The sequence below is a fragment of the Halopseudomonas salina genome, assembly GCF_008641105.1.
The window spans coordinates 308,907-334,797 of sequence record NZ_VTTI01000004.1 but is presented as its reverse complement, the minus strand read 5'-3'; the positions used below and the strand labels follow the sequence as shown (position 1 = coordinate 334,797).

Below are 25,891 nucleotides of genomic sequence, written 5' to 3'. Positions count from 1 at the left end.
TGTAGACTGATGGCAGGCACCATTGTTCCTGCCGTCATTGCGAACCTATCAGTCTGATCGTTTTCCAATTCCGAAAGCGCCCGTGAATTCACGGCATAGCGCTTTCAATCAGGAGCTGAAAAAAAGGAGCTGGCGGATGTCCACTTGGGAAGTCGTTGTCACAACTGTCGCGGCGGAATTTTCCGATATCAACGATGTAGAGCAGACCACACGGGTATGCCTACGGCTGACGTTGGCCGCAATATTGGGTGGCATACTGGGTATCGAACGGGAAAGTCAGGGCAAGGCCGCCGGTTTGCGTACACATATGCTGGTGGCGTTGGGCGCAGCGCTTTTTGTACTAAGCGCAGACCCGACCGGCGAGGTAAATGACGCCATGAGCAGGGTCATTCAGGGCGTTGTTGCGGGTGTGGGGTTTCTTGGCGCAGGGACGATTCTGAAAAGCGAGTCACTGGCCAATGTACGCGGACTGACAACAGCAGCGGGCTTGTGGCTGACCGCAGCAATGGGGGTTGCAGTGGGGCTTGGGCAGGAAATAGTGGCCATTCTGGCAACGGTTTTGGCGCTGATTACTCTGCACGTGCTGCCTCTGCTGATAGAGCCCAAGACAGGTGAGGAAACCGAAGACGGTTGATATGATCCACTCGGGTCCTGGCGTTTTTCGTTCAGCTTTTTAAGGTACACTGCGCTCCTCTTCAAGCCGAACTGGACGCCCATGGCTCAGCAAGCAACGCCCTATAAAGTCCATCTGAACCTGACCGATACCGATCGTGGCATCTACGAGTCAATGCGCATGACGGTCGCCCGTCATCCCTCCGAGACAGCCCAGCGGATGATTGCCCGCGTGCTCGCCTATGCGATCTGGTACCAGGAGCGGCTGGCGTTTGGCAGAGGCCTTTCCGAGGTAGATGAACCGGCGCTCTGGCATAAAAGTCTGGATGATCGTATCGAGCACTGGATCGAGGTCGGCCAGCCCGACGCGGAGCGCCTGATCTGGTGTTCACGCCGTGCCGAGAAGGTGTCACTTCTGGTTTATGGCAACGCTCGCGCGTGGTCGGCCAAGGTCCTGCCAGGTGTTGCTGGCCTGAAAAATCTGCATATCGCTGCGTTGCCCCAGGAACCGCTGGATCTGTTGGCAGAGGGTCTGACGCGTACCATCGATTGGGGTGTGATGATTACCGATGGCGTGCTCTATGTCAGTGATGCCACCATTCAGGTCGAGCTGCCGCTTGAATGGTTGATGGCCGAGCAGTGAGTTGCTGATGCGAATCGAATCCCGTCCCGTCCCTGCCGAACTGCCCGCACTCGGGGATCTACCGCCGCTTCTGACCCGCCTGTATGCAGCCCGCGGAGTCAGTAGTATTGCCGATCTGGACAAGCGTCTTCAGGCGCTGCTGCCTTTCACCCTGTTCAAGGGGATGCCGGAGGCCGTTGCGGTGCTGGTTGAGGCGCTGCAGGGGCAACAACCGATTCTGGTGGTTGGGGATTTCGACGCCGATGGCGCCACCGCAAGCAGTGTCGCCGTGCTCGGCTTACGGGCCCTGGGTGCAGGTCCGGTGGACTACCTGGTGCCTAATCGCTTCGAGTTCGGTTATGGCCTGACCCCGGAAATAGTCGAGGTTGCGTTGACGCGCAAGCCTGCAGTTCTGGTGACTGTGGATAACGGGATATCCAGTATCGAGGGCGTGGCTGCAGCAAAGGCTGCCGGGTTGAAAGTCGTGGTCACCGATCACCATCTGCCCGCCGAACAATTGCCTGCCGCCGATGCGATAGTCAACCCGAGCCAACCCGGGTGTGAGTTTCCCAGCAAGGCCATTGCGGGCGTTGGTGTTATTTTCTATGTGATGCTGGCGCTTCGTGCGGCGCTTCGCGAGCAGGGCTGGTTCAATGCGACCCGCCCCGAGCCCAATCTGGGCGAACTGCTGGATCTGGTTGCCCTCGGCACCGTGGCCGATGTGGTACCCCTGGATGCGAATAATCGTATTCTGGTGCATCAGGGTCTGGCGCGCATCCGGGCTGGGCGTTGCAGACCCGGAATCCGGGCTTTGCTGGAGATCGCAGGCCGGCCGGCCGAGCGTCTGGTTTCCACTGATCTGGGCTTTATCGTCGGCCCCCGTTTGAATGCGGCTGGGCGTCTTGACGATATGAGTCTGGGCATCGAGTGCCTGCTCACCGACAGCGAGCAGTTGGCCCAGGATATTGCGCGCGAGCTGGATGGCCTGAATCGGGACCGCAAATCCATTGAGCGGGACATGCAGCAGCAGGCGCTGACGACACTGGCTGCGATGGATCTGCAGGACAGTGATCTGCCCTATGGTCTCTGCCTCTTTGATCCTGATTGGCATCAGGGCGTCATTGGTATCCTGGCTTCGCGTCTGAAGGATAAATACCATCGTCCGGTAATCGCCTTTGCCGATGCTGGCAATGGGGATCTCAAGGGCTCCGCCCGATCGGTGGCCGGCTTGCATATTCGCGATGCGCTGGATGCGGTTGCGGCGCATCATCCAGGCCTGATCAGCAAATTTGGTGGCCATGCGATGGCGGCGGGGTTGTCCTTGCCCGAGGCCAACCTCGAGGCCTTTCAGGCCGCCTTTGACAGTGAAGTCAGGCGGCAGCTTACAGCGGATGATCTGACTGGCAGGTTGCTGTCTGACGGCGAGCTGGATCAGGCTGAATTCAATATGGATCTGGCATCGCAGTTACGTGAGGCGGGTCCCTGGGGGCAACATTTCCCCGAGCCGGGATTTCACGGGGAGTTTCTACTCATCCAGCAGCGGCTGGTAGGCGAGCGGCATTTGAAGATGGTGCTGCAGCTTCCCGGAGCCACTGACGTGCTGGATGCCATCGCCTTCAATATTGACCCCAAGGTCTGGCCTAACCCGGGAGTTCAACGCGTGCTGTTGGCTTATACCCTGGACATCAACGAGTTTCGCGGACGTCAGAGTCTGCAGCTTATGGTCAGGCATTTGCAGCCGCTCTGAAGCCTTTGCGCGACATCACTGTTGTGCCACCATCGGTGCAAACAACAATATCGGTGATCCATGCGCGCTCCAGAATCCCACTACGATTACATCATTGTCGGCGCCGGCCCCGCCGGGTGCCTGTTGGCCAATCGTTTGTCGACAGATCCCGCTACCCGGGTACTGCTGCTCGAGGCCGGCGGCAAGGACAACCATCCCTGGATTCACATTCCGGTCGGTTATCTGTTCTGTATCGGTAATCCGCGTACCGACTGGTGCTATAAAACTCAGCCAGAGCAGGGTCTGGGCGGACGGAGCCTGGGCTATCCACGGGGTCGGGTACTGGGTGGCTGTTCATCGATTAATGGCATGATCTATATGCGCGGTCAGGCGGCCGACTATGATGGCTGGGCTGCCGCGGGCAATCCTGGCTGGAGCTGGAAGGAGGTTTTGCCGCTGTTTATCAAATCGGAAAACCACTACGCCGGTGCCAGCGAGCACCATGGCGATGCAGGCGAGTGGCGGGTCGAGACCCAGCGGCTGCACTGGACCCTGCTGGACGGCTTTCGTCAGGCTGCGGATGAAAATGGTATTGCCCCTATCGATGACTTCAATACGGGTGATAACGAGGGCAGCAGCTATTTTCAGGTAAATCAACGTCGTGGAGTGCGCTGGAATTCGGCCAGGGCCTATCTGAAGCCGGCGCGCGGACGCCCGAACCTGACCGTTCTCACCCATGCCGAGGCAAAGACGCTGATGCTCGATGGCAAGCGCGCCTGCGGTGTGCGTGTTGGCTGGCAGGGGCAAGAGCTCGAGATCCGTGTCGAGCGCGAAGTCATACTCTGTGCTGGTGCAATCGGCTCGCCAGCGCTGCTGCAGCGTTCGGGTATTGGTCCGCGTCCGCTGCTTGAGTCCCACGGTATCGAGGTGCGGCATGAGCTGCCAGGTGTGGGAGAGAATCTGCAGGACCACCTGCAGTTACGTCTGATCTTCAAGGTCCAGGGCGTGCCTACCCTGAACCGCATGGCGGCAAAATGGTGGGGTAAGGTGGGTATGGGGCTACGCTATGCGTGGAACCGTAGCGGCCCGCTGGCTATGGCGCCAAGTCAGCTGGGCGCCTTTGCCCGTTCGGATCCGGATCAGCCCCGCGCCAATCTGCAATACCATGTGCAGCCCCTTTCACTTGAGCGTTTTGGCGAGCCTCTGCACCCCTTTGCCGCTTTTACGGCTTCAGTCTGCAATCTGCGGCCCAAAAGCCGGGGCAGGGTACAGATTGCCAGTGCCGATCCGGCAGCGCCGCCACTTATTCAGCCCAACTACCTGTCTCACCCCGATGATCTCAAGGTCGCTGCAGACGCCATACGTCTTACCCGGCGGATCGCAGCGGCGCCCGCTCTCGCCCCTTATAAGCCCGAGGAGTATCTGCCAGGGCAATCATTGCAGACCGATGAAGAGCTGGCTGAGGCAGCGGCGGCCATAGGCACGACGATATTTCATCCGGCGGGCACCTGTGCCATGGGCCCGGGTCCCGAAGCGGTGGTGGATCACGAGCTGCGTGTGCATGGCATGCAAGGGCTGCGCGTGGCTGACACTTCCATCATGCCGACTATCACCTCAGGCAACACCTGCTCGCCCACCCTGATGATCGCCGAAAAGCTCGCCACGATGCTTGCCCCGCAAAGACGCTAGAAATTCGCTGTGCCACTTTTCCGGGTCTACATTTGATCTGAGTCAGCTCCCCGTCTGTCTGCACGGGGCACTCTGGCCAGGGGGAATCGATCCGGGATCAGGAGCAGGCCATGCAGGATACCAAGCGCACCCAGTGGCATACCATGAGCACAGAGGCGGTTCGAGAGACGCTTGAAGTGCCGGAAGCCGGATTAAACCGGGAAGAAGTGAAGCGTCGCCTTGAAGAGCACGGCGCCAATATTCTGCCCGAGACTGAGGGCCGGCCGATTTGGTTGCGGTTACTTGCCCAGTTCAACAACGTCCTGATCTATGTGCTGATGAGTGCTGTGCTGGTCACGGCGCTGCTGGGGCACTGGCTGGATACCGCAGTAATCTTTGCTGTTGTTCTGGTGCAGGGGGTGGTCGGCTTCATTCAGGAGGGTCGTGCCGAGAAGGCACTGGCTGCTATACGTCATATGCTCGCACCCAGGGCCACTGTCCTGCGTGACGGTCAGCGCTTGCACATCGATGCCAGTGATCTGGTGCCGGGGGATGTGCTTTTGCTTGAGCCCGGTGATCGAGTGCCGGCCGATATACGGCTGGACCAGGTACATGGTCTTAGCGTCGATGAATCGATGCTCACCGGTGAGTCGATACCCGTCGAGAAGGCCCTGGAGACTCAGCCTGCCGATGCAGCCCTGGGAGACCGTTTATGTCTGGCCTATTCGGGCACCCTGGTGAGAACCGGGACTGCCCGGGGCGTGGTGGTGGCCACCGGCTTGCATAGCGAGATCGGCCGCATATCCGGTCTGCTGTCGGAGGTGGCAGTACTGCAAACCCCGCTGACTCAGCAAATGAACCGGTTTTCACGCTATTTGTCGCTGGTCATTGTGCTAGCAGGTCTAGGCGTATTTTTACTGGGTTGGCAGTTTGGCGACAGGCCGCTCGCTGACCTGTTCATGGCTGTGGTTGCGCTGACCGTATCGGCGATACCGGAGGGGCTGCCGGCGATTCTTACCATCACCCTGGCGATTGGTGTTCAGCGCATGGCTAATCGCAAGGCGGTGGTTCGACGAATGCCTGCGATAGAAACACTGGGCGCGGTATCCATCATCTGTACGGACAAGACCGGTACTCTGACCCGCAATGAAATGATGGTGGCGGCGCTGGTGCTGGACGATCAGATATTTCCGGTCAGCGGGGACGGCTATGACCTTGGAGGGGACATTGGCGCGGCAGAGGGTGCCGGTGGATCGGTACCTGCTCCGCAGCAGCTGGTTGCGGATCTGGCCCAGGCAGCGCTGCTGTGCAATGACGCGAGACTTGATACCACCGCTGAGCAGATCAAGGTCGTCGGCGATCCGATGGAAGCCGCACTGCTGGTGCTGGCTGCCAAGGCTGGCCTGGACCTGAACGGGTACGGCGCCGAGTGGCCACGACAGGACGAGGTGCCCTTCGATTCCGACCTGAGGTATATGGCGACACTCAACCATGATCATCACGGTCAGGCGCGAATCTTCGTCAAGGGTGCGCCCGAGCGGGTGATGGCTCTCTGTGAAATGGTGCGCAACAGTGAAGGCAGCGCAGCGCCACTTGACCCTGAGCGCTGGCAACGACACATAGATAAGCTGGCGGGCCAAGGCCTGCGAATCCTGGCTCTGGCCGCCGCGCCTGCACCCTCGGGCTCCGGCGAGCTGAACGTGGAAACACTGGGCGCGGGTCTGGAATTGATCGGGCTGGTAGGTCTGCTGGACCCGCCACGTCAGGAGGCGATGGAGGCGATCGCCGAATGTCGCCAGGCGGGTATCGAGGTCAAGATGATTACCGGGGACCATGCAGTGACCGCGCGTGCCATTGCAGAGAAACTGGGGTTGCGCAATACCCGCGAAGTAGCCAGCGGCAAGGATATTGACGCCCTGGATGACGCTTCTCTGGTTGAGTTGGCCCAGCGGGTAGACGTCTTTGCTCGTACCAGTCCGGAGCACAAATTGCGCCTGGTGCAGGCGCTACAAAGCGCCCGGGGCGTGGTAGCAATGACCGGCGATGGCGTTAATGACTCACCCGCGCTCAAGCGCGCTGATGTGGGTATCGCGATGGGCCAGAAGGGCTCGGCCGCTGCTCGGGAGGCCTCTGACATCGTATTGTTGGACGACAATTTCGCGACCCTCGCCGCGGCCGTGCGTGAAGGCAGAACGGTCTATACCAATCTGAAAAAGGCCATCAGTTTTCTGTTGCCGATCAATGGTGGCGAGGCGGCGAGTCTGATCGTTGCTTTGCTGTTGGGATTGGCTTTGCCAATCACGGCATTGCAGATACTCTGGGTCAACCTGGTCAGCTCTGTGGTGCTGGCTATGGGTCTTGCCTTCGAGCCAGCAGAGAATGACGTGATGCACAAACCCCCCAGGCCTGCGGACGAAGGGCTGCTGGACGCTTTTCTGGTGTGGCGCATCGTACTGGTATCGTTGCTTTTTCTGGGCGGCATATTCGCCTCTTTCCAATGGGCAGTCCATGCCGGCTTGGGCGAAGCCGCCGCGCGAACCCTGGCAGTGAATACCCTGGTGGCGATGGAGGTGTTCTATCTGTTCTCCGTCCGGTATCTGGACAGTGCATCAATCACCTTGCAGGGGGTGTTGGGCACCCGCGCGGTCTGGATCGTGATTGTTCTGATAGTCCTGCTGCAATGGCTGTTTACCTATGCACCCTTTATGCAGTCGATGTTTCTTACTGCTCCACTGGATTGGAGCACGTTGGCAATTGCGCCAGCAGCGGGGGTGATTGTGCTGCTCGTTCTCGAGCTGGAAAAGCGGGTCAGACATCCACGCCCTGGGTTGGCTCGGACCTAGTCCAACTCTTGAAGAAAAGTTGCGGGCCCATCAATCAGGGCCCGCGCTTTTCAGCGTAATATTGCCGGGTTGCCGCAACCGCTTATAGCGGCCCACTCCTGCTCATCCAGCCAATATTGTGAGTCGGCCTCTGGCGCCGTGCGCGCGGCGGCCCCAATTACGTGGGCCCAGGTGCAACGGTTGGTGAACAGCATGCCGGTATGATCGAATGTTCCGCCCTGGTTGATATACCCCAGCACCTGACTGCGTGCCGGAACCGGGAACAGGCTGTGCAGATGGCCACGCATCACCTCGGGGCGCATATGAGTGAGCATCACGCGCCGGGTCATGCTGGCAGGAAACAGCGTTTCTATTTCCTGGGCACTGGCGCTGCATGCGGCCTCGTGAGTGTCCCGGGGGGTGGTAAATCGTCCCGGCTCCTGCAGATACACCAATCGCCAAGACTGGTCATGCTCGGTCAGTCGCTGTGCGGCGCGGAGCATTTCACCGAGCTGGTATGCGCCATTGGCGATCAACAGTAAAGGTTCGCCTTTGCCCCGATGTTCATTAAGCACAATGGCACCTTGGTCTGCCAGTTGGTGGGCTTGCTGCGGGCTCATCCATACAGGACACTCTCCCTTGGGGATGACCATGCAGCTGAGCTGTCCGCGGTTTTGCCAGATGCCCGGCAACAGGGCGAGGATGCTGTTGTAGTCCGCAGGAAACAGAACTCGCATTACATCGTGCATCTCGGCCAGCAGGCTTTCGCAAAAGGTGGTGTCCTGGTGCGACTGCTCGTTCTTGCCGTTTTCCCAGGTGTGTGAGGTGGCAATCAGCGGAAATCCCAACCATTGGGCGGGCCTGCCCACTTCTTTCTGATGGCGGGCGAAAATCAGCTCCTGACGCACGGCCCCAAGCATTTTTACGCAAAAGGCCTCGTAACTGGCAACCAGGTTCAGTCCTCCCTTGTTGGCCAGGCAGGCGGAGACCACGGCCTCTTCATTCAAAGCGGTAATCACTCTGCCATCAATCGCTTCGAGCTCGCTTTCCGGTTCCAGCACGCGGTGCTTGAGCGCCTTGAGGACGCCGCTCAGACGGTTGCTGGCCAGTTCGTCCGGGTTGCCTACGCGGGCGCGCAGTTCGGGGTTGGCTTCGACCAGTGAGGTGAAAAAACGATCTACTGCGCGCATGGGTGACACCGTATCCTGGCTCCATTCCAGTGGAGGAATGATCGGCTCTGCCGGGTTGCGCTTCGCGAGGGAATGGTCGCGCTCGCGCGGACGTTTATCGGCATCATGCCGGTTGAGTTGCTCGCGTGCCTGCTGCAGATCCAAGGGGCTTACCCAGAGCAACCCGGCGTGCTGGTTGAACAGGTCCCGTGCGGCTTGATCGTGCCGTGGATTGCCTGGCAGGGGCAGGTTGTGCGCGGCGTTCTTGCCGGCGCCATAAAAGCCGAATCCCTTGACCGTCTCGGCGATGGCATAGGGGATCGGCAGGGGATACTGCAACAGTCCGGCATGGTATTCCTCCACGCGGCGTTCCAGGCGCTGCTCCATCTCGTGCAGGGCGCAGACTATGGCTGCGGGATCACGGCCGTCGATGCGCATCGGATCAAAGCCGCAGGCGCGAAGATGTTTGGCAAAGGCATCCAGGCCCTTCTCGGTGCCCAACTCGGTGCGTTGCTCAATGCGCCGGCCATTGGCGATCATTACCGGCAGGGCTACGCCACAGTCTTCAGCCCGCCACCAACGTGGAATCCAGTCGCTGCCACGTTGCTCTTCTGCGGCGCCGTCGGATAGAAAGGCCACCAGCGTTTCGCCCGGTAGAGGCATGTGCGCATATTGCAATTCGGCAAAGCCCAAATAGCCACCCTCAATCACGCCGCCTGCGGTAAAGGCGTTGACATGACTACCCAAGGGAGCTGCAGGGCGCCCATTGGGCATCTGCGCATAGCCATAAAAATCCTTTAACAGCTGGTTAAGCCCTGCATTGCCGGCGTAGCGTGCGGCCTGCTCGGGGTGCACATTGCCGATCAGAACGTTGACGGCGTCAATCGCTGCCACGCAATGCCCTTGCCCCATCAGCCAGCTGCGCGTGCGTCCCGTCAGGCTATCCAGTGCCAGATAGGCCGCATAGGCGGGCACCATGTTCAGGGCGCCTCCGGTATGACCCTCGGGTCTGGACTTGAAATCCTCTGCTGCCAACGGCGTGCCGTCTGTCTGGCAGCGCTTGGCGTAGGTCATGTGCACCACCAGCCACATGCCGGCGCTGGTTAGATGGTCGAGTGCGATAAGCTGGTTGTATACGCCGTCGGGATCAGCGTGCTGACCTTTTTGCTGTAACAGGTGAGCCAGGCGATAAACAGCTGCCTGGGTTTCCGGGGTATGCACAATGACGCCATGGCCGGCGCGCCAGCGGGCAAAGGCCGGGCATTGATCTGCGTGTTCATCAAGCGTGTTCTGGTCTGGCAGTAGCTGGCTCACGGTATGACTCCGTTGCAAATAAGTGACCTGATCGGTTCAGTCTAGGCCGTAGCACAGTGGAGCTAACTGATCTGCGTCAAGGCCATTTGCATCCCTTTGGTTTCACCGCTTTGCAGGGCCATGGCGCAGTGCTTCGAGCCTGCTATAGTCGTAGCTCAAAATAATAAAGAGGTGTGACCATGCAACGCTGGATATTCGTTTTCGTCGCCGGTTTCCTGGCTGTTCTGTGCTTTCATCAGGCGGCACTGGGGCTTCTGCACTCGGCGGGTGTGGTGCCTTTCGCACCTTACTCGCTGCAACCCACTGCCCCGCTGGGGATTCCCTCAGTCATATCAGCGAGTTTCTGGGGTGGGCTCTGGGCGTTGGTCATGATCGCAGTGCTGGACAAAATCGGCCATGCTCTGATCTGGCTCAAGGCCGCTTTGTTCGGTGGTATCGCGCTGACCCTGGTCGCGCTTATCGTTGTATTTCCGCTCAAGGGGTACGGTTTTGATATGGCCCAGCTACCAGGCCGTTTCATCATAGGCTTCATACTAAATGCATTCTGGGGCATAGGCACTATTGTATTCGTCCGGGTGTTGCCCCACTGAGAAAGGGCTGGGTTGGTGGCTCCCTCGGGCGCCACTGCAGTCTGCTCTACAAACCCTTGAGTACTGCACGTGGAGCCCGAAATCGGCTATAGTGGCGGCTTTTGCCTGACGGGATTTGTCACCATGGAAATCAATCCGATTCTTAACACCATCAAAGATCTGCGTGGCCGCTCTGAGTCCATCAGGGGGTATCTTTGACTACGATCATAAACATGATCGTCTGACCGAAGTCGAACGCGAAATGGAAGACCCCAGCGTCTGGAACGACCCCGAGCGGGCCCAGAACCTGGGACGCGAGCGCGCGCAGCTGGCGCAGATCGTGGAAACCCTGGACGAGATGCATGCCGGTCTGAACGATGCTTCGGAATTGCTGGAAATGGCAGCCGAAGAAGAGGACGAAGGCGCAGTCGCCGATGTGGTGACCGAGCTTGATAGACTGCAGAAGAGTCTGGAGAAGCTCGAATTCCGCCGCATGTTCAGTGGCGAGATGGATCCAACCAATTGCTATCTGGATATCCAGGCCGGGTCGGGTGGCACCGAAGCCCAGGATTGGGCCAACATGTTGCTGCGCATGTACCTGCGCTGGGCCGATCAGCGCGGCTTCGAAACCGAGATTGTCGAACTCTCCGAAGGTGAAGTTGCCGGTATCAAGAGCGCTACCGTCTATATCAAGGGTGAATACGCCTTTGGCTGGCTGCGCACCGAGATCGGTGTGCATCGCCTGGTGCGCAAGAGCCCCTATGACTCGGGCAACAGACGGCATACTTCCTTCTCCGCGGTATTTGTCTCCCCGGAGATTGACGACGATATCGAGATCGATATCAATCCCGCCGATCTGCGCGTGGACACCTATCGCTCCCAGGGCGCTGGTGGCCAGCACGTTAACACCACCGATTCTGCGGTGCGCATTACCCACGTACCGACCAATACGGTGGTCAGCTGTCAGAGCCAGCGTTCCCAGCATGGCAACCGCGATACCGCGATGAAGATGCTGCGCGCCAAACTCTACGAGCAGGAAATGATGAAGCGCACAGCCGCTGCCCAGGCGCTGGAAGACAGCAAGTCCGATATTGGCTGGGGCCACCAGATCCGCTCCTATGTACTCGATCAGTCCCGGATCAAGGATCTGCGGACCAATATCGAGAACAGCAACTGCAACGCGGTACTTGACGGGGATTTGGACGAATTCATCGAAGCCAGTCTGAAACAGGGGCTTTAAGCGCCGCCGCCGCGCCCGATGCAAGACAACGTCTGATCTACGCCATACAACTGTAACGCCCAGGAATACGCAAACATGACCGACCAGCCGCAAGACCCGCACGCCCGTCACGAGGAAGAAAACAGCCTGATCGCGATGCGCAAGGAAAAGCTCGCCCACGAACGCGCCAAGGGCCGGGTATTTCCCAACGATTTCCGCCGTGACAGCTACTGCGCCGATCTGCAGAAAACCTATGCGGACAAGACCAAACCGGAGCTTGAGGAAGCAGCGATCCCGGCCAAGGTGGCCGGTCGTATCATGCTCAATCGCGGTGCTTTCCTGGTTTTGCAGGACGTCAGTGGGCGCATTCAGCTCTACGTTGACCGCAAGGGCCTGCCGGCCGAAACCCTGGAGGCTATCAAGCACTGGGACCTGGGCGATATCGTAGCGGCCGAAGGTATCCTTCAGCGCTCGGGCAAAGGCGATCTGTACGTTCAGATGCAAAAGGCTACGCTGCTGACCAAGTCATTGCGGCCACTGCCGGACAAGCACCACGGTCTTACCGATACCGAGCAGCGTTACCGCCAGCGTTATGTTGATTTGATCGTCAACGAAGAGACGCGCAAGACGTTTCTGATCCGTTCACGTGTGGTCGCACATATCCGCAAGTTCCTGGCTGACCGTAATTTCCTCGAAGTCGAAACGCCCATGCTGCAGACGATCCCCGGTGGCGCGGCGGCCAAGCCCTTCGAGACGCATCACAATGCGCTGGATCTGCCGATGTTCCTGCGTATTGCCCCGGAGCTGTATCTGAAGCGTCTGGTGGTGGGCGGTTTCGAGAAGGTGTTCGAGATCAACCGCAACTTCCGCAACGAGGGTGTTTCGACCCGGCACAATCCGGAGTTCACCATGCTCGAGTTCTACCAGGCCTATGCCGATTACGAAGACAACATGGATCTGACCGAGGAGCTGTTCCGCGAGTTGGCGACGGAAGTCTTGGGCACCACAGATGTGCCCTACCAGGGCAAGGTGTTCCATTTCGGCGAGCCCTTTGCTCGGCTGTCGGTGTTCGATTCAATCCTGAAGTTCTGCCCCGAGATCAGTGCGGCTGATCTACAGGACCTGGACTCGGCCCGTGCTATTGCCAAGAAAGCCGGTGCGGATGTGAAGGGCTTCGAGGGTCTAGGCAAGCTGCAGGTGATGATTTTCGAGGAGCGGGTCGAGCATCTTCTGGAGCAGCCGACTTTCATTACCCGTTATCCCTTTGAGGTGTCTCCGCTGGCGCGTCGCAGTGACGATGATCCGAGTGTGACTGACCGTTTCGAGCTATTTATTGGCGGCCGCGAGATTGCCAATGCCTACTCGGAGCTTAACGACGCCGAGGACCAGGCTGAGCGTTTCCTGGCTCAGGTAGCAGACATGGATGCGGGTGACGATGAAGCCATGCACTACGATGCCGACTTTGTGCGTGCGCTGGAATATGGCATGCCGCCGACGGCGGGCGAGGGCATCGGTATTGATCGCCTGGTGATGTTGTTGACTGACGCGCCGTCCATTCGCGATGTGATTCTGTTTCCGCATATGCGGCCTGAGGTTTGAGTTCGTTTGGTAACGTTTAAGGAAACCTGATCTCAGGGATTGTGTGTTTGGCGCGCCTGGGTACGGCCGGTGGCGGACACGCTACGAGCACATCCATGTGGGCTCGTCGCTGGCCGTCCCTGGCCAGCGACGGTCCGCCACCGGCCGCACCCAGACACGCTTGTAGACTTGGGTGTTTGATCAGGTTTCCGGTGAGATTGAAGAGGCAGCGCGGAACGTAAAGTGGGGATTGGTATGGGGTTTAGGCGCTCTCGGAAGCACTCCTTTCCCTACCGCGGCGCCGGGTAACCCTCATGCTGGACCGTCGATGGCCAGGGATGGCCAGCGACGAGCCTACAGGGATGTACTTGCGGCGTGTCCAGCATGAGGGTTGCCCGGCCAAGCGTTGCACGAGCTCGAAAAAGCATCACCCGACCACGCATAAACCAAAGCAGGAACACCATGACGGTAAAACAGAGCGAGCAGTACCAGTTGGTAATTCGCAGTCTGTCCGACCGCATTGTCGAGGCGCAGGCGCCGATCCGGATTCTGGATGCGATCAAGTGGGATGACAGTCTGCGTGAGGAGTTCTTTCGCAAACGCTGCAAGAGCATTCCCGATGTGGGCCCTGATTACTACGCCAAGCGCCCGCTGGGCTTTGACCCGGCAGAGCGTCGCCAGGTGCTGCAGGATATCGAACGCGACATCACCCGTCAGCTGGGCACCTTCAACCCGGTAGGCCAGATCATGCGGCGCATGTGCAAGGAATACCGCATGGTGATCCGCATGCTCGAGGCGCGCGGCACCCCTGATATGGGGCTTATATCCCAGGAATTGTATGGTTCTGCCTCCGACGCCTTCCACGCTGGCGACCCGACCCTGACCGATCTGGGCATCATGCTCAGCGAGTCATTGGCCAATATCGGCAAGACCGAATTGCTCAGTGAGCCCAAGACCATCGCTGCGCCCGAAGCGGTGGACATTTTGCAGGCGCGGATGAATGAAGCCTTTCCGGACGATCAGGCCGTGCGCGTATTCGAATCCGACGGCATCGTCGCTGACGCGGCTGCTGGCGCGGACTATATCAAGATCCGCAGTGACGCCAAATTCAATCAGCGTGATTTGAAAATCCTCGCCGTGCACGAGGGCATGGTGCATGTAGCGACCAGTCTTAACGGCCAGCACCAGCCGATCTGTACCTTCCTGGCCAAGGGGCCGCCGTCGTCGACCGTGACCCAGGAGGGCCTGGCCATTCTGATGGAGGTAATCACCTTCGCCTCCTATCCGGCGCGTTTGCGCAAACTGACCGACCGCACACGGGCGATTCAGCTGGCTGAAAGTGGTGGTGACTTTATGGATGTATTCCAGTTTTACCGGGAGCAGGAATATTCCCGTGAAAACAGTTACACCAATGCCAGTCGGGTATTTCGCGGATCCAGCAGTAATGGGCTGCCGTTTACCAAGGATCTGGCCTATCTAAAGGGTTTTATCCTGACCTATAACTATATTCAGCTCGCGGTACGCAAGGGCAAGCTCCAGCAAATACCGCTATTGTTCTGTGGCAAGACCACGTTGGAAGATATGCGCACCCTGGGCCAACTGGTAGAGGAGGGGCTTGTGGTGCCGCCGCGTTACTTGCCAGAACCCTTTGCCGATCTGAATGCGCTGAGTGCCTGGATGTGTTTTTCCGGCTTTCTGAATAACCTCAGTCTCGACAGGATCGAGGCCGATTACGCCAACATTCTCTGAGTCTTGTTACAGGGCCAGAGTGCAAGGAATTCCAATGAGTGATAGCAAGGAAATGAACAAGATACCAATGATTCTGACCGCCTTCGCGACGGTCTTTGCCACAGTTATGGTGTTGTATTTTTATGGTTACCTGAACTTCTCCCGGGAAGAACAGGGCATGGTCGTGGCCGAATTCAGTCTGATCAAGGTGGGCTCTGCAGAAGCGGGGCAGATGCGTAGTCGTGCTGCCGATCAGGTCGCGGAGTGCGTCGATGGCATCCTGATTCTGCATGACAGCCGACATAACGGCTTGTCCGGGCTGTTGATTGATGATCGTCAGCGTGTTGTGCGCTGCAGCGCCCAGTCTGTGCCGGTAGCGGAGTAACCAGTGGCACAGGGCGAGGTCAAGCTGGAGTCAGGCTGGAAAGCCGCTCTGGCTGATGAGTTCGGGAAGGAATACATGCGCACTCTGCGCGAGTTCCTGCGCGTGCAGAAAGCAAACGGCCAAATCATCTATCCTCCCGGTCCCCGGATCTTCAATGCTCTGGACAGTACCCCGCTGGATCAGGTCAAGGTGGTCATACTTGGCCAGGATCCTTACCACGGTCCGGGCCAGGCCCATGGGCTCGCTTTCTCTGTGCCGCCCGGCATAAGGCCGCCACCTTCCCTGCAAAATATCTTCAAGGAGCTGGAGAGGGATCTCGATATACCCAGACCAGCGCATGGATGCCTCACCCACTGGGCAGAGCAGGGCGTGCTTTTGCTCAACGCGGTGCTAACAGTAGAGGCGGGTGACGCGGGCTCCCATGCCAAGCGTGGCTGGGAGAGATTCACCACCCGGATTATCGAGGTGGCAGCGCAGCAGCATGAGCATCTGGTCTTCATTTTGTGGGGCAGCTATGCGCGGCAGAAGGCCGAACAGCTTGATCTTTCGAAGCATTGCGTTCTTACCTCGGCTCACCCTTCCCCTCTGTCAGCCCACCGGGGCTTTCTCGGTAACGGCCATTTTTCAGCCGCAAATGACTATCTTCAATTGCACGGGCGCAAGCCGATTGACTGGGCCTTGCCCGATAGCGCAGTCTGAATTTATCTCTTCACTGTTTCTGGAGGCCTCCATGGATCACGCACTGCAACCCTATACCGCTCTGGTCCCACGTACCGACAAGCTGGTCGTGCAGAAAGTCGGCCACACCGCGCTGGTTACCATCGATAATCCGCCAGCCAATACATGGGACAGCGATACCTTGCACGGGCTGATCGAGCTGGTTGGGCATCTTGGTGCCGATTCAGAGATCTTTGCCCTGGTGATTACCGGGCGTGGTGATCGTTTCTTTTCAGCCGGTGCCGACCTTAAACTTTTTGCCGACGGCGACAAGGCCAGAGCCCGTGAGATGGCGAGTCTCTTCGGCAAGGCTTTCGAGACGCTGCGCGATTTCTCCGGCGTAACCATTGCGGCGCTCAACGGCTATGCCATGGGTGGCGGTCTGGAGTGTGCGTTGGCTTGCGATATCAGAATTGCCGAGCGTCAGGTGCAACTGGCACTGCCGGAGGCAGGAGTTGGCCTGTTGCCGTGCGCAGGCGGTACCCAGGCGTTGGCTTGGCTGGTCGGAGAGGGCTGGGCCAAGCGGATGATTCTGTGCGGAGAGCGGATTGACGGGGTCAAAGCCGAGCGCATCGGGCTGGTGGAAGAGGTGGTAGAGCAGGACCAGGCTCTGGCGACCGCCCTAAGGCTGGCGGCTCAGGTTGGCAGGCAGAGCCCGATGGCTGTCAAGGTCTGTAAGAGCCTTATCCAGGGGGCGCGACGTCAATCACTCAACAGTTTGCTGCCCGAAGAACGTGAGCGTTTTGTTGACCTGTTCGATTACGAGGACACCCTGGAAGGTGTCAACGCGTTCTTCGACAAGCGCCCGCCACAGTGGCGTAATCGCTGACGAGGCAGTGGTTCGCTACCCGTGCCTGCCGGGCGGTTAGCCCAGCAGCTGCATGGCGGCTTCCATTTCGGCAGACAGATCTTCGTCGCCGTCCTCCCCCTGAGCCAGTCCTAGCTTGTTGAAGGAGGCTATAGTGCTCCAGTCCATTTGGGCGAGGGGATGCTCACTGCTGAGGCTCTGTAGCATCGCGACCTGGACCACATCCGAGTAATCGACCGTAGGCGTATTACGATTGAAATCCAGGTGCTCGGTCGGTATGTGGCGCAAGGGTGTTGGAAAATCCCAGGCTGCCAGAATGCGGTCACCCAGTATCGGATGAATATGCTCGATCACCAGGTTCAGGCTGATCGAATCCCTCAGCAACTGGCTGTTTTCTTCGGCATAGCTCAGAATTGGCAGGACTCCAATCTGATGCACTAGCCCGGCAAGCGTCGCCTGGTCGGGCTTGAGTCGGGTGTAGTGTCGGCAGAGTACGTGACTGATGCCAGCTACTTCGGTACTGCGGGCCCATACTTCACGCATCTTGCGGTCAATAACGTCAGAGGTCGCCTGGAACATCTGCGACATCGCCAGTCCCGTTGCGAGGTTGGCGGTGTAATTGATGCCCATGCGGTTGACCGCCATGCCCAGATCCGTGATTTCCTGGCGGGTGCGCAGTAGTGGGCTGTTAACTACCTTGATCAGGCGTGCGCTCAAGGCGGCGTCATTGCTGATCTCACGAACCAGGTCGGGAATGCTGACGTCAGGGTTTTCTGCGGCTTCGCGTATGCGCAGGGCGACTTCTGGAAGCGTAGGCAGTACCAACTGATCCTTGTCGATTGCCTGAATCAATTCTTCCTGTACGCGCTGGGCCAGATCAGTCATGGGTATTCCTTGTCATTTCGCCTGGCCGGCTTCGTCGGCCACTTCGGACTCGTAGGGCAGGGGAGCCAGAGTGAGTGCTGGCCCCTGGCTATCAATTGCACACAACGATGCCAATTGTGCCGCATCCTTTTGTACTACCGCCAGCATTTCCATATGCTCGGGGCCCAGGGCTGCCATCACCACCTCCCCCAACACCTGTCCGGTGTCCCTGTTGACTACCGGGGTGCCCGGGGCCAGACAGTCAGACTTCTCACTGACGAGTCTGAACATGCGTTTTTTCAGTTTTCCCAGATACTTCATGCGGGCCACAATTTCCTGGCCTGTGTAGCAGCCTTTCTTGAAGCTTACGGCGTCAAATACCTGAAGATTGAGCATCTGTGGAATAAAGGCTTCACGTGTCTCAGCAAACACCTGGCCAATACCCGCACGAATCTGCAGTAGCTGCCAATCGTTTAATGGTATGGCGGTGGCCGTGGCAAGCAACCGCTCGATAGCAGGCAGGGCCATTTCGGCCGGAAGCCAGAGCTCAAAGCTATCGTTGCCGGGCAGGCGAACTACCCTTGCGGCATCCAGCTGTTCCACGGTATCTGGTGCTCCGGGTACGGGCAGATCAAGTTCAGCCAGAAGCGAAGAGGCCTTCTCTCCATGGAGTCCCAGCCTCACCCAGCTATCTGTGGCGTCGATTATCTTGGTCTTGAAGAAGGCAGCATACTTGGTAAGGTCTGTGATTTGGGGCCCGATTAGCGCTTCTGCCATCGCCAGCAAGTAGTCTGACTCGTCATGGCGAAGTAGCCTGAAGCTCGACTGCATGCGGCCCTTGGGGTTGCACCGGGCGCCCAGAACGCTGCCAGGCAGAGGCAGGCGGGTGACGTCGCAGGTCAGTTGTCCCTGCAGAAATTTCGCCGAATCGGGGCCGCTGACTGCCATAATGCGTTCATGGCCAAGCCAGGCCAGTGCTGTTGCAGGCGACTTCGTTGGCGAATCGATTGGGAAGTATCTCGCGAGTTCACTATTTAGCGGATTAGTTTGGGTCATAAGCTCTGATTGCCTGATGAATTCAGCTGTTACATCATAGGGCGGCGTCGGCAGCTTGTCAGTGTCGTCTTGCGCTTATAATGTCACCTGTGCATTCTGAGGCGTTTTTACCTTATTGCGGAGAGAGAGATGTCGGCTGAAATTGAGAAGAAACGGCTGTACTGGCATAGTCGAAGGGGCATGCTTGAGCTGGATGTACTGCTGGGACCGTTTCTCGAGGAAGCCTACAGCGATCTGGATGCAGAAGACAAATTGCGTTATCGAAAGTTACTTGAGAGCGAAGACCAGGACATGTTCGGCTGGTTCATGCAACGCAGCGAACCCGACGACCCGGATCTAAAACGTATGGTAAGGATGATTCTCGACCGTGTTCAGCCAGCCTGATTATCTGATGCTTCGCAGGCAGCCTTCTCGTTTTCTGGGGGGGTTGGTGATTCTGTTGAGCGTTCTCGCCTGTGCAGCGCTCCTGCGCAGCGGCCTTCCTCCGCTGCTGGCTACGGCCAGCATGCTTGTCGTCCTGGGTTACGGTATATGGGTCTGGCCGCGGCAGGTGAGCTTGCAGCACGCGCAATCGATTACCGGATTGCGGTTCGACAGTCAGGGATGGCATGTCATGCGCCGCGATGGTTCTGAAAGCGCAGCGCGGTTGTTGGCGGACACCTTCGTCAGTGCCTTCCTTACCGTTGTGCGGTTCAGGGAGCCGGGGCGCTGGCTCGCAGTGTCTGTGATCCTGCCCGCAGATGCTGCCGCCGAGGACGCCTTGCGGCGCCTCAGGTTGCGGCTACGCTTCAGTCGTCAGCGTTGGGCGGCCGCAGAATAGTATCGACGGCCTCTGGCAACAGGTTGGGGTAGTCGAGCGTATAATGCAGGCCACGACTTTCATGGCGCTGCATCGCTGAGGTGATGATCAGATCGGCAACCGTCGCCAGATTTCGCAGTTCCAGCAGGTCCCGGCTGACTCGGTAGTTACTGTAGAATTCGTGGATTTCCGCAAGCAGCATATCAACACGATGCTTGGCTCTTTGCAGGCGCTTTGTGGTGCGCACGATACCCACGTAATCCCACATGAATCGGCGCAACTCGTCCCAGTTGTGGGAAATGATCACATCTTCGTCCGAGTCGGTGACCTGGCTCTCGTCCCAGTGCGGCAGATTGTCCGGCATGGGGGTCCGTTCAAGTTCGTTAAGTATGTCCTGAGCTGCGGCACGTCCGAACACAATGCATTCCAGCAGTGAGTTGCTGGCCATTCGGTTGGCGCCATGCAGGCCGGTGTAACTGGCTTCCCCTATGGCGTACAGGTTGTTTGCGTCGGTGCGACCGCAGGCGTCAACCACAACGCCGCCACAGGTATAGTGGGCAGCCGGCACCACCGGTATCGGTTCGCGCGTGATATCGATCCCGAATGCCAGGCAGCGCTCATGTACAGTCGGAAAATGACTGCGTATGAAATCCGCCGGCTTGTGGCTGATGTCCAGAAAGACACAATCCAGACCCAGACGCTTCATCTCGTGGTCGATCGCGCGTGCAACGATATCCCGAGGTGCGAGTTCTGCACGCTTGTCAAAACGTGGCATGAAACGCGAGCCGTCCGCTAACGTGAGCAGTGCACCTTCTCCCCGCAACGCTTCAGTCACCAGAAAACTCTTGGCCTTGGGGTGATAGAGGCAAGTGGGGTGAAACTGGTTGAACTCCATATTCGCCACCCGGCAGCCGGCCCGCCAGGCCATGGCAATGCCGTCTCCCGACGCGCTGTCGGGGTTGCTTGTATACAGATAGACCTTGCTCGCACCACCCGTTGCCAGAACCGTAAAGCGCGCGCCATAGGTTTCAACATGGCCGTTGTTACGGTTCAGAATGTAGGCGCCCAGACATTGCTTGCCAGGTAGTCCCAGTTTTCTGGTGGTGATCAGGTCAACGGCAACCCGGTTCTCCAGCAGCTCGATATTGCTGTGCTCCTGCGCCTTGTGGAGTAGCGTGTTGAAAATGGCTGCGCCGGTTGCGTCCGCTGCGTGGATGATGCGGCGGTGGCTATGGCCTCCTTCCCGAGTCAGGTGAAAATCATCACTCTCGCTGCCATCAGCACGTCGTTCGCGGGTAAAAGGTACGCCCTGATCTATCAGCCAGCCGATAGCATCACGACTGCTGCCGACAATCTGTCGAACCGCATCTTCACGACACAGGCCCCCGCCGGCGTCAAGCGTATCCTGCACATGGGCGTCGACTGTATCGGTATCGTCAAGGACGGCAGCCACGCCACCCTGTGCCCAGAAAGTCGAGCCTTCGGACAGCTGGCCCTTGCTGATCACGGCCACCCGCAAGTCGTCTGCCAGGTGCAAAGCCAGTGTCAGACCGGCGGCGCCGCTACCAATAACCAAAACATCGTAATTATGCGCTTGTCCCATGGTGTCTCAATCAGGGCCTGATGAGCCGGGTTGTTGCCCGGACGGAATGTATTGGCAACTAGTATATAGAAGGCGCGTACGCCACAATACAAACTTGCGCAGATGGCTTTACGGCATCATGTTGCCGAATAATGACAATATTTTACGGGCTTGGCGGAACTTTAGGTGTTTTCCAATGCTCATACAGCTGAGCCTGAAGAGGGGAGAACTTTTGCTTACATTGCTGGTCTATCACAGTAAGGCAGGGCTACAAGGCCCAGGCCGTCGGGAGCTGCCGCATGGCTGAGCAGACAGACCAGGAGTTGGTAGTCCGGGTTCAAGGCGGTGACAAGCGGGCGTTCGATCTGCTGGTACTCAAGTATCAGCACAAGATTCTGGCATTGGTCATGCGTTTTGTGCACGACAGCCATGAAGCGCAGGATGTGTCGCAGGAAGCCTTTGTAAAGGCGTACCGCGCCCTGGCCAATTTTCGCGGAGACAGCGCGTTTTATACCTGGCTGTACCGCATAGCGATCAATACGGCCAAGAATTATCTGGTAGCACGCGGACGCAGACCGCCCGATTCTGATATTGCGGCTGATGAAGCCGAGTATTACGAAGGAGATAGCGCTCTCAAGGATATTCATTCGCCGGAACGCGATTTGCTGCGTGATGAGGTTGAGCAGATGGTCAACAGGACCCTGCAGCAGCTGCCGGACGACTTGCGTACTGCCTTGACGCTACGCGAGTTCGAAGGTTTGAGTTACGAAGATATTGCCGCGGTAATGAGTTGCCCGGTTGGTACGGTACGTTCACGTATCTTCCGGGCCCGAGAGGCAATTGACAAAGCTCTCAAGCCCCTGCTCGAAGATTGAGCGGGCGCCGGGGGTCAAATGCAGCTAGCCCAAAGGGCCAAAAGCAGAGGTATAGCAATGAGCAGTGAATCCTTGAAGGAGTCTCTCTCCGCGCTTATGGACAACGAAGCGGATGAGCTTGAAGTACGCCGTGTTCTGAAAGCGTGCGGGGATGATTCGTCCTTGCGTAGCGACTGGGCACGATACCAGGCGGCGCGTGCATTGATGCACAAGGAACCCTGGCAGGGCAAGATTGATCTGTCCGAGGGCATCGCTGCTGCGATTGCCAATGATCCGGTACCTGCTCCGGCAACTGCCAAGACCTCGCGGATCTGGCAGAGTGTGGGCCGGTTTGCAGTGGCCGCATCCGTTACTGTTGCGGTTCTGGTGGGCGTGAACATGTTCCAGCAGGATGGGAGCTCGGGTAGTGAGGCAATGGTAGCCGATCAGACGCCGCCGGTTGCGTTACCCAGTGCCCCGGCTGCACAGCCGGGTGCGGTACTTGCGGGTTATTCGCAACCAGACGCAGATGAGCCGCCAGCGCAAGAGCCGCTCGCTGCGTGGCAAGAGCAGAAAATCGACACCTATCTGCGTCAGCATGCCGGCCAGGGAGATGGTCAGATCACCCCGCAATTATTGCCTAATGCCCGCGCAGCCAGTATGGAAGGGCGATAGGTGCAGGCGGCCGCGACTGCCAGTTACGGGTTGCGCAGCTGTCTCGTAGTGGGTTTGGTATCGACTGCGCTGCTATTTGCCGGCCCGCTGATGGCTGATGAAGCTGAAACGCTGTTGAAAAAGATGACCAGCGCAGCGCATGGGATGAGTTACCAGGGCGACTTTATCTATGAGCGCGCTGGTAGCTTCAGTACCCACAGAGTCTGGCGGCAGGCCAACGGCGAAGTCGTGGAACGCTTGCTGCGCACTGACGGTACGCCTCAGGAGTGGTTGCGCCGGAACGATGCATTGGAATGCACGAGCGCTCCGACCGCAGGTGCGGCGCCATCGGACAGGGCAATGCTGCCGGAACAAGCACCAACGCTTCAGCAGTGGTATTCATTGGAGGTGCTCGGTTCTGGCCGGGTTGCCAACCGAGCCGTCACTGTTTTATCAGTCCAGCCGCGCGATTCCTTCCGTTACGCCCACGAGCTCTACCTTGATGTCGACAGTGGTCTGCTGTTGCAGGCCTTGCTGGTCGACGAGAAGGGCGCGTTACTGGAGCGATTTCAATTTACCAATTTGCAGCTCGGTTCTGTTGATCCGAAAAATCTCTCAGCCGCCAGTACCTGTTTGGCGGTGAATGAAGAATCTGTAGTGACATCGCTGGCGAACGACCGCTGGTTGCCGGCCTGGGTCCCTCCTGGTTTTGCACCCATTAGGCGTGAGGCTCGCCAGTCAGCTGACAGTGACCTGCCAATCGTTACCCAGATTTTCACTGACGGTTTTGCCCGGTTTACCGTTTTTATCGAGCCTTTAGTTGACGGTCAGGTAGCAGCAGACCTTCTTGCCCAACTGGGGCCGACAATTGCTGTCAGTCGCAGGCTGGACACGCCAGGCGGGGCTTTCATGGCTACCGTTGTTGGCGAGATACCACCGGTTACAGCAGGTCGTATAGTCGCGTCCCTGTCACCTGATTTTGATTCCCAAGCGTTTATCGAGGCTAACCCTTGACAGATCGCGTGCCGATTGAGAATTTCTCATTACGTTTTTGCAGGCATTGCAGGTGACAAAGCGTGATTGAAGAGCGCGGTAGAATTCTGAGTCTGGAACCGGGCGCTGCCTGGGTCGAAACCATCCGGCGCAGCACGTGCAATAGCTGCCAGGCCCGGGCCGGGTGCGGCCAGGCATTGCTCGAGCGCCTGGGGTCCGGCGCGCGCCGTGGTTTTATCCGGGTGCTTTGCGACCAGCCTCTATCGATCGGTGACGAGGTCATCATAGGTCTTCCGGAGGATGCTGTTGTAAAGGCGTCAACCCTGATGTATATCCTGCCCCTGCTTGCAATGTTCATTTTCGCTGCGCTGACGGATCAGCTAGGAATGTCCGAACCCTGGATTATCCTCGCGGCGGCTTGCGGGCTTGCCAGCGGATTTGTCACAACAGGTTGGTGGGCGCAACGCGAACGTGGCAATCCGGCTTATCATGCTCGCGTACTACGACATTTGCCTGATGGATCAGCAGCGCCTTTGCTGGTCCGAGGCTCATTCTAGAAAGAGGCTCAATCATATGTATTCGATGAAGCGCTTGATGGCTGCGACAGCCGCCACAGCACTGCTTGGCTGGCAATCGCTGGGTCTGGCTCAGGGGCTCCCTGATTTTACTGATCTGGTGGAGGAAGTATCCCCCGCCGTAGTCAATATCAGCACCAGTCGTGCGGCCAGCCGATCGCCAGTGGCCGGTGGGCAGGGCATGCCCGATCTTGAGGGGTTGCCACCCATTTTCCGTGAGTTCTTCGAGCACGGTTTTCCTCAGGGTCCCCAGCAGCCAGGCCGGCAGCAACCCTCACCCCAATCACTGGGCTCTGGATTCATTCTTTCAGATGATGGTTATGTTCTGACAAATAATCACGTGATAGAAGGGGCCGACGAGATATTCGTGCGTTTGTCCGACCGCCGGGAAATGGTAGCCAAGCTGGTAGGTGCCGATCCGCGTTCGGATCTCGCGCTGCTGAAGATTGAGGCTGATGAAGATTTGCCTGCTGTTCGAATCGGCAAATCGTCGGATCTCAAGCCGGGTGAATGGGTTCTTGCGATTGGCTCGCCTTTTGGCTTTGATTATTCGGTAACGGCGGGAATTGTGAGCGCAAAAGGTCGGAGTCTGCCGACCGAGAACTATGTTCCTTTCATTCAGACTGACGTGGCCATCAATCCGGGTAATTCTGGCGGCCCGCTCTTGAATCTTGATGGGGAAGTAGTGGGTATCAACTCGCAGATCTTCACCCGGTCCGGCGGTTTCATGGGGCTCTCCTTTGCAATTCCGGCTGACGTTGCCATGGATGTGGTAGCGCAGTTGAAGAAAAACGGCACCGTGCAGCGCGGATGGTTGGGGGTTGTAGTCCAGGAAATAAACAAGGACCTGGCTGAGTCCTTTGGTCTGCCCAAGCCGGCAGGCGCGCTGGTGGCTCAGATCATGCCGGGCGGTCCGGCGGACGAGGGTGGCCTGCAGGTCGGCGATGTAATCCTGCAGTTCAACGGTCAGGAGATCAATATGTCCTCCGATCTGCCCCATGCTGTGGGTCGGGTGCGTCCGGGTGAAAAGGCCTCCGTTGTTGTTATGCGAGACAGAAAGCGCCGCACCCTGAATCTGGAAGTCGGTGCGCTGCCCGAGGATGATTCGATCGCAGCGGCAGCCGTGCCAAGCGAGCAGGCGCCATCCGCAGCGACTAACCGGCTTGGCGTTGTAGTAGCCGAGCTGACGCAGAAGCAGCGTGAGGCCATGGATGTGGCCGCAGGTATTGTTGTACGTGAGGTACGCCAGGGTCCGGCGGCGATGGTGGGGCTGAGGGCCGGTGATGTTATCACCAGCCTGGATAACAGACAGATCGAGTCGGTGGAGCAGTTCGAGGAAATAGCCGAGGCGTTACCCACAGATCGCTCGGTTTCCATGCGCGTGGTCCGCCAGGGCCGCGCCAGCTACATTACTTTCCGATTGGCCGAGTAGAAAGGCTTAATGTGCTGCTAATACGGCTTCCGCCTGGTCTTCCAGGCGGATGTCGGTTGTCCTGGGCGCCATAGCGTCCTTCTGCTTATTCGGGTACACTCGCGAGCTGATTTCGGGGGAGTCCCCCGTCTACTGCTTGGAGCTT

Annotated in this window: 23 protein-coding genes; 19 read left to right on the top strand and 4 right to left on the bottom strand. The window is 58.4% G+C overall.

Annotated features, from left to right (window positions below; translation table 11 throughout):
• The first annotated feature begins 136 nt into the window (after positions 1–136).
• From FZF01_RS08950 to FZF01_RS08930, 5 genes are all read left to right on the top strand, one after another.
• Entirely contained in the window at positions 137–634 is a 498-nt protein-coding gene (locus FZF01_RS08950) for an MgtC/SapB family protein (RefSeq protein WP_150277803.1), read from the top strand.
• 81 nt (positions 635–715) lie between these two features.
• Entirely contained in the window at positions 716–1,255 is a 540-nt protein-coding gene (locus FZF01_RS08945) for a YaeQ family protein (protein WP_150277802.1), read from the top strand.
• 7 nt (positions 1,256–1,262) lie between these two features.
• Positions 1,263–2,981: a single-stranded-DNA-specific exonuclease RecJ gene (recJ, locus tag FZF01_RS08940; RefSeq protein ID WP_150277801.1), complete on the top strand. Its 1,719-nt coding sequence runs from the start codon at positions 1,263–1,265 to the stop codon at positions 2,979–2,981.
• A gap of 60 nt (positions 2,982–3,041) precedes the next feature.
• Positions 3,042–4,649 (top strand): GMC family oxidoreductase, encoded by a 1,608-nt coding sequence (locus tag FZF01_RS08935; RefSeq protein WP_150277800.1) that lies wholly within the window; start codon positions 3,042–3,044, stop codon positions 4,647–4,649.
• A 110-nt stretch (positions 4,650–4,759) separates the two neighbouring features.
• The gene (locus tag FZF01_RS08930) at positions 4,760–7,471 is read left to right on the top strand and encodes a cation-translocating P-type ATPase (protein WP_150277799.1); all 2,712 of its coding nucleotides are present in this window, start codon (positions 4,760–4,762) and stop codon (positions 7,469–7,471) included.
• Positions 7,472–7,521: 50 nt separating this feature from the next.
• Here FZF01_RS08930 and FZF01_RS08925 read toward each other — a convergent pair whose 3' ends face one another.
• On the bottom strand, positions 7,522–9,933 hold the full coding sequence (locus tag FZF01_RS08925) for a phosphoketolase family protein (protein WP_150277798.1): 2,412 nt from the start codon (positions 9,931–9,933) through the stop codon (positions 7,522–7,524).
• Between the two features lie 179 nt (positions 9,934–10,112).
• On the opposite strand from FZF01_RS08925, the gene FZF01_RS08920 reads away from it, so the two are divergent.
• The 7 genes from FZF01_RS08920 (at position 10,113) to FZF01_RS08890 (ending at position 16,958) form a co-directional block, all read left to right on the top strand.
• Positions 10,113–10,523 carry a hypothetical protein gene (locus FZF01_RS08920; RefSeq protein ID WP_150277797.1) on the top strand — a complete coding sequence of 137 codons (411 nt, stop codon included), beginning with the start codon at positions 10,113–10,115 and terminating at the stop codon, positions 10,521–10,523.
• Positions 10,524–10,646: 123 nt separating this feature from the next.
• Positions 10,647–11,742 (top strand): peptide chain release factor 2 gene (gene prfB, locus FZF01_RS08915; RefSeq protein WP_150277796.1). Its coding sequence is split into 2 segments (ribosomal slippage): positions 10,647–10,718 and positions 10,720–11,742, totalling 1,095 coding nucleotides; the frame shifts between segments, so codons are not numbered across the junction.
• 75 nt (positions 11,743–11,817) lie between these two features.
• A complete protein-coding gene (gene lysS, locus FZF01_RS08910; RefSeq protein WP_150277795.1) occupies positions 11,818–13,320 on the top strand; it encodes a lysine--tRNA ligase in 1,503 nt (500 codons plus the stop codon).
• A 441-nt stretch (positions 13,321–13,761) separates the two neighbouring features.
• Positions 13,762–15,048, top strand: a complete 1,287-nt coding sequence (locus tag FZF01_RS08905; RefSeq protein ID WP_150277794.1) for a flavohemoglobin expression-modulating QEGLA motif protein — start codon at positions 13,762–13,764, stop codon at positions 15,046–15,048.
• A 34-nt stretch (positions 15,049–15,082) separates the two neighbouring features.
• A complete protein-coding gene (locus FZF01_RS08900; RefSeq protein ID WP_150277793.1) occupies positions 15,083–15,412 on the top strand; it encodes a hypothetical protein in 330 nt (109 codons plus the stop codon).
• Positions 15,413–15,415: 3 nt separating this feature from the next.
• Positions 15,416–16,111 (top strand): uracil-DNA glycosylase, encoded by a 696-nt coding sequence (gene ung / locus FZF01_RS08895; RefSeq protein WP_150277792.1) that lies wholly within the window; start codon positions 15,416–15,418, stop codon positions 16,109–16,111.
• A 31-nt stretch (positions 16,112–16,142) separates the two neighbouring features.
• The gene (locus FZF01_RS08890; RefSeq protein WP_150277791.1) at positions 16,143–16,958 is read left to right on the top strand and encodes an enoyl-CoA hydratase; all 816 of its coding nucleotides are present in this window, start codon (positions 16,143–16,145) and stop codon (positions 16,956–16,958) included.
• A 36-nt stretch (positions 16,959–16,994) separates the two neighbouring features.
• On the opposite strand, the gene FZF01_RS08885 is transcribed toward FZF01_RS08890, so the two are convergent.
• Together FZF01_RS08885 and ygfZ are read right to left on the bottom strand one after the other, a co-directional pair.
• Positions 16,995–17,822, bottom strand: coding sequence for an HDOD domain-containing protein (locus FZF01_RS08885; protein WP_150277790.1), 828 nt, complete (start codon positions 17,820–17,822; stop codon positions 16,995–16,997).
• Positions 17,823–17,834: 12 nt separating this feature from the next.
• Positions 17,835–18,749: a CAF17-like 4Fe-4S cluster assembly/insertion protein YgfZ gene (ygfZ, locus tag FZF01_RS08880; protein ID WP_223825446.1), complete on the bottom strand. Its 915-nt coding sequence runs from the start codon at positions 18,747–18,749 to the stop codon at positions 17,835–17,837.
• A 237-nt stretch (positions 18,750–18,986) separates the two neighbouring features.
• Here ygfZ and FZF01_RS08875 point away from each other — a divergent pair, with 237 nt between their 5' ends.
• A complete protein-coding gene (locus tag FZF01_RS08875) occupies positions 18,987–19,241 on the top strand; it encodes an FAD assembly factor SdhE (RefSeq protein ID WP_150277788.1) in 255 nt (84 codons plus the stop codon).
• Positions 19,225–19,677: a hypothetical protein gene (locus FZF01_RS08870; protein ID WP_150277787.1), complete on the top strand. Its 453-nt coding sequence runs from the start codon at positions 19,225–19,227 to the stop codon at positions 19,675–19,677. The genes FZF01_RS08875 and FZF01_RS08870 overlap by 17 nt, the downstream gene beginning before the upstream one ends.
• Here FZF01_RS08870 and nadB read toward each other — a convergent pair.
• Positions 19,646–21,259: an L-aspartate oxidase gene (gene nadB / locus FZF01_RS08865; protein ID WP_150277786.1), complete on the bottom strand. Its 1,614-nt coding sequence runs from the start codon at positions 21,257–21,259 to the stop codon at positions 19,646–19,648. The genes FZF01_RS08870 and nadB overlap by 32 nt on opposite strands.
• Positions 21,260–21,537: 278 nt before the next feature.
• Between nadB and rpoE the strand changes: the two genes are divergently transcribed.
• From rpoE to FZF01_RS08840, 5 genes are all read left to right on the top strand, one after another.
• Complete coding sequence (gene rpoE, locus FZF01_RS08860) at positions 21,538–22,113, top strand: RNA polymerase sigma factor RpoE (RefSeq protein WP_150277785.1); 576 nt, start codon at positions 21,538–21,540, stop codon at positions 22,111–22,113.
• Between the two features lie 57 nt (positions 22,114–22,170).
• Positions 22,171–22,767, top strand: coding sequence for a sigma-E factor negative regulatory protein (locus FZF01_RS08855; protein WP_150277784.1), 597 nt, complete (start codon positions 22,171–22,173; stop codon positions 22,765–22,767).
• Between the two features lie 48 nt (positions 22,768–22,815).
• The gene (locus tag FZF01_RS08850; RefSeq protein WP_150277783.1) at positions 22,816–23,760 is read left to right on the top strand and encodes a MucB/RseB C-terminal domain-containing protein; all 945 of its coding nucleotides are present in this window, start codon (positions 22,816–22,818) and stop codon (positions 23,758–23,760) included.
• 62 nt (positions 23,761–23,822) lie between these two features.
• Positions 23,823–24,296, top strand: a complete 474-nt coding sequence (locus tag FZF01_RS08845; RefSeq protein ID WP_150277782.1) for a SoxR reducing system RseC family protein — start codon at positions 23,823–23,825, stop codon at positions 24,294–24,296.
• Positions 24,297–24,321: 25 nt separating this feature from the next.
• Positions 24,322–25,746, top strand: coding sequence for a DegQ family serine endoprotease (locus FZF01_RS08840; protein WP_373286413.1), 1,425 nt, complete (start codon positions 24,322–24,324; stop codon positions 25,744–25,746).
• Positions 25,747–25,891: the final 145 nt, after the last annotated feature.

Coding starts and splice junctions, on each gene's coding strand:
- FZF01_RS08875 (WP_150277788.1), top strand. CDS start 18,987: ATGTCGGCTGAAATTGAGAAGAAACGGCTGTACTGGCATAGTCGAAGG.
- FZF01_RS08930 (WP_150277799.1), top strand. CDS start 4,760: ATGCAGGATACCAAGCGCACCCAGTGGCATACCATGAGCACAGAGGCG.
- FZF01_RS08855 (WP_150277784.1), top strand. CDS start 22,171: ATGAGCAGTGAATCCTTGAAGGAGTCTCTCTCCGCGCTTATGGACAAC.
- FZF01_RS08945 (WP_150277802.1), top strand. CDS start 716: ATGGCTCAGCAAGCAACGCCCTATAAAGTCCATCTGAACCTGACCGAT.
- FZF01_RS08885 (WP_150277790.1), bottom strand. CDS start 17,822: ATGACTGATCTGGCCCAGCGCGTACAGGAAGAATTGATTCAGGCAATC.
- recJ (WP_150277801.1), top strand. CDS start 1,263: ATGCGAATCGAATCCCGTCCCGTCCCTGCCGAACTGCCCGCACTCGGG.
- nadB (WP_150277786.1), bottom strand. CDS start 21,259: ATGGGACAAGCGCATAATTACGATGTTTTGGTTATTGGTAGCGGCGCC.
- FZF01_RS08840 (WP_373286413.1), top strand. CDS start 24,322: ATGAAGCGCTTGATGGCTGCGACAGCCGCCACAGCACTGCTTGGCTGG.
- FZF01_RS08920 (WP_150277797.1), top strand. CDS start 10,113: ATGCAACGCTGGATATTCGTTTTCGTCGCCGGTTTCCTGGCTGTTCTG.
- ygfZ (WP_223825446.1), bottom strand. CDS start 18,749: ATGGCAGTCAGCGGCCCCGATTCGGCGAAATTTCTGCAGGGACAACTG.
- FZF01_RS08935 (WP_150277800.1), top strand. CDS start 3,042: ATGCGCGCTCCAGAATCCCACTACGATTACATCATTGTCGGCGCCGGC.
- FZF01_RS08905 (WP_150277794.1), top strand. CDS start 13,762: ATGACGGTAAAACAGAGCGAGCAGTACCAGTTGGTAATTCGCAGTCTG.
- FZF01_RS08950 (WP_150277803.1), top strand. CDS start 137: ATGTCCACTTGGGAAGTCGTTGTCACAACTGTCGCGGCGGAATTTTCC.
- FZF01_RS08900 (WP_150277793.1), top strand. CDS start 15,083: ATGAGTGATAGCAAGGAAATGAACAAGATACCAATGATTCTGACCGCC.
- rpoE (WP_150277785.1), top strand. CDS start 21,538: ATGGCTGAGCAGACAGACCAGGAGTTGGTAGTCCGGGTTCAAGGCGGT.
- lysS (WP_150277795.1), top strand. CDS start 11,818: ATGACCGACCAGCCGCAAGACCCGCACGCCCGTCACGAGGAAGAAAAC.
- FZF01_RS08890 (WP_150277791.1), top strand. CDS start 16,143: ATGGATCACGCACTGCAACCCTATACCGCTCTGGTCCCACGTACCGAC.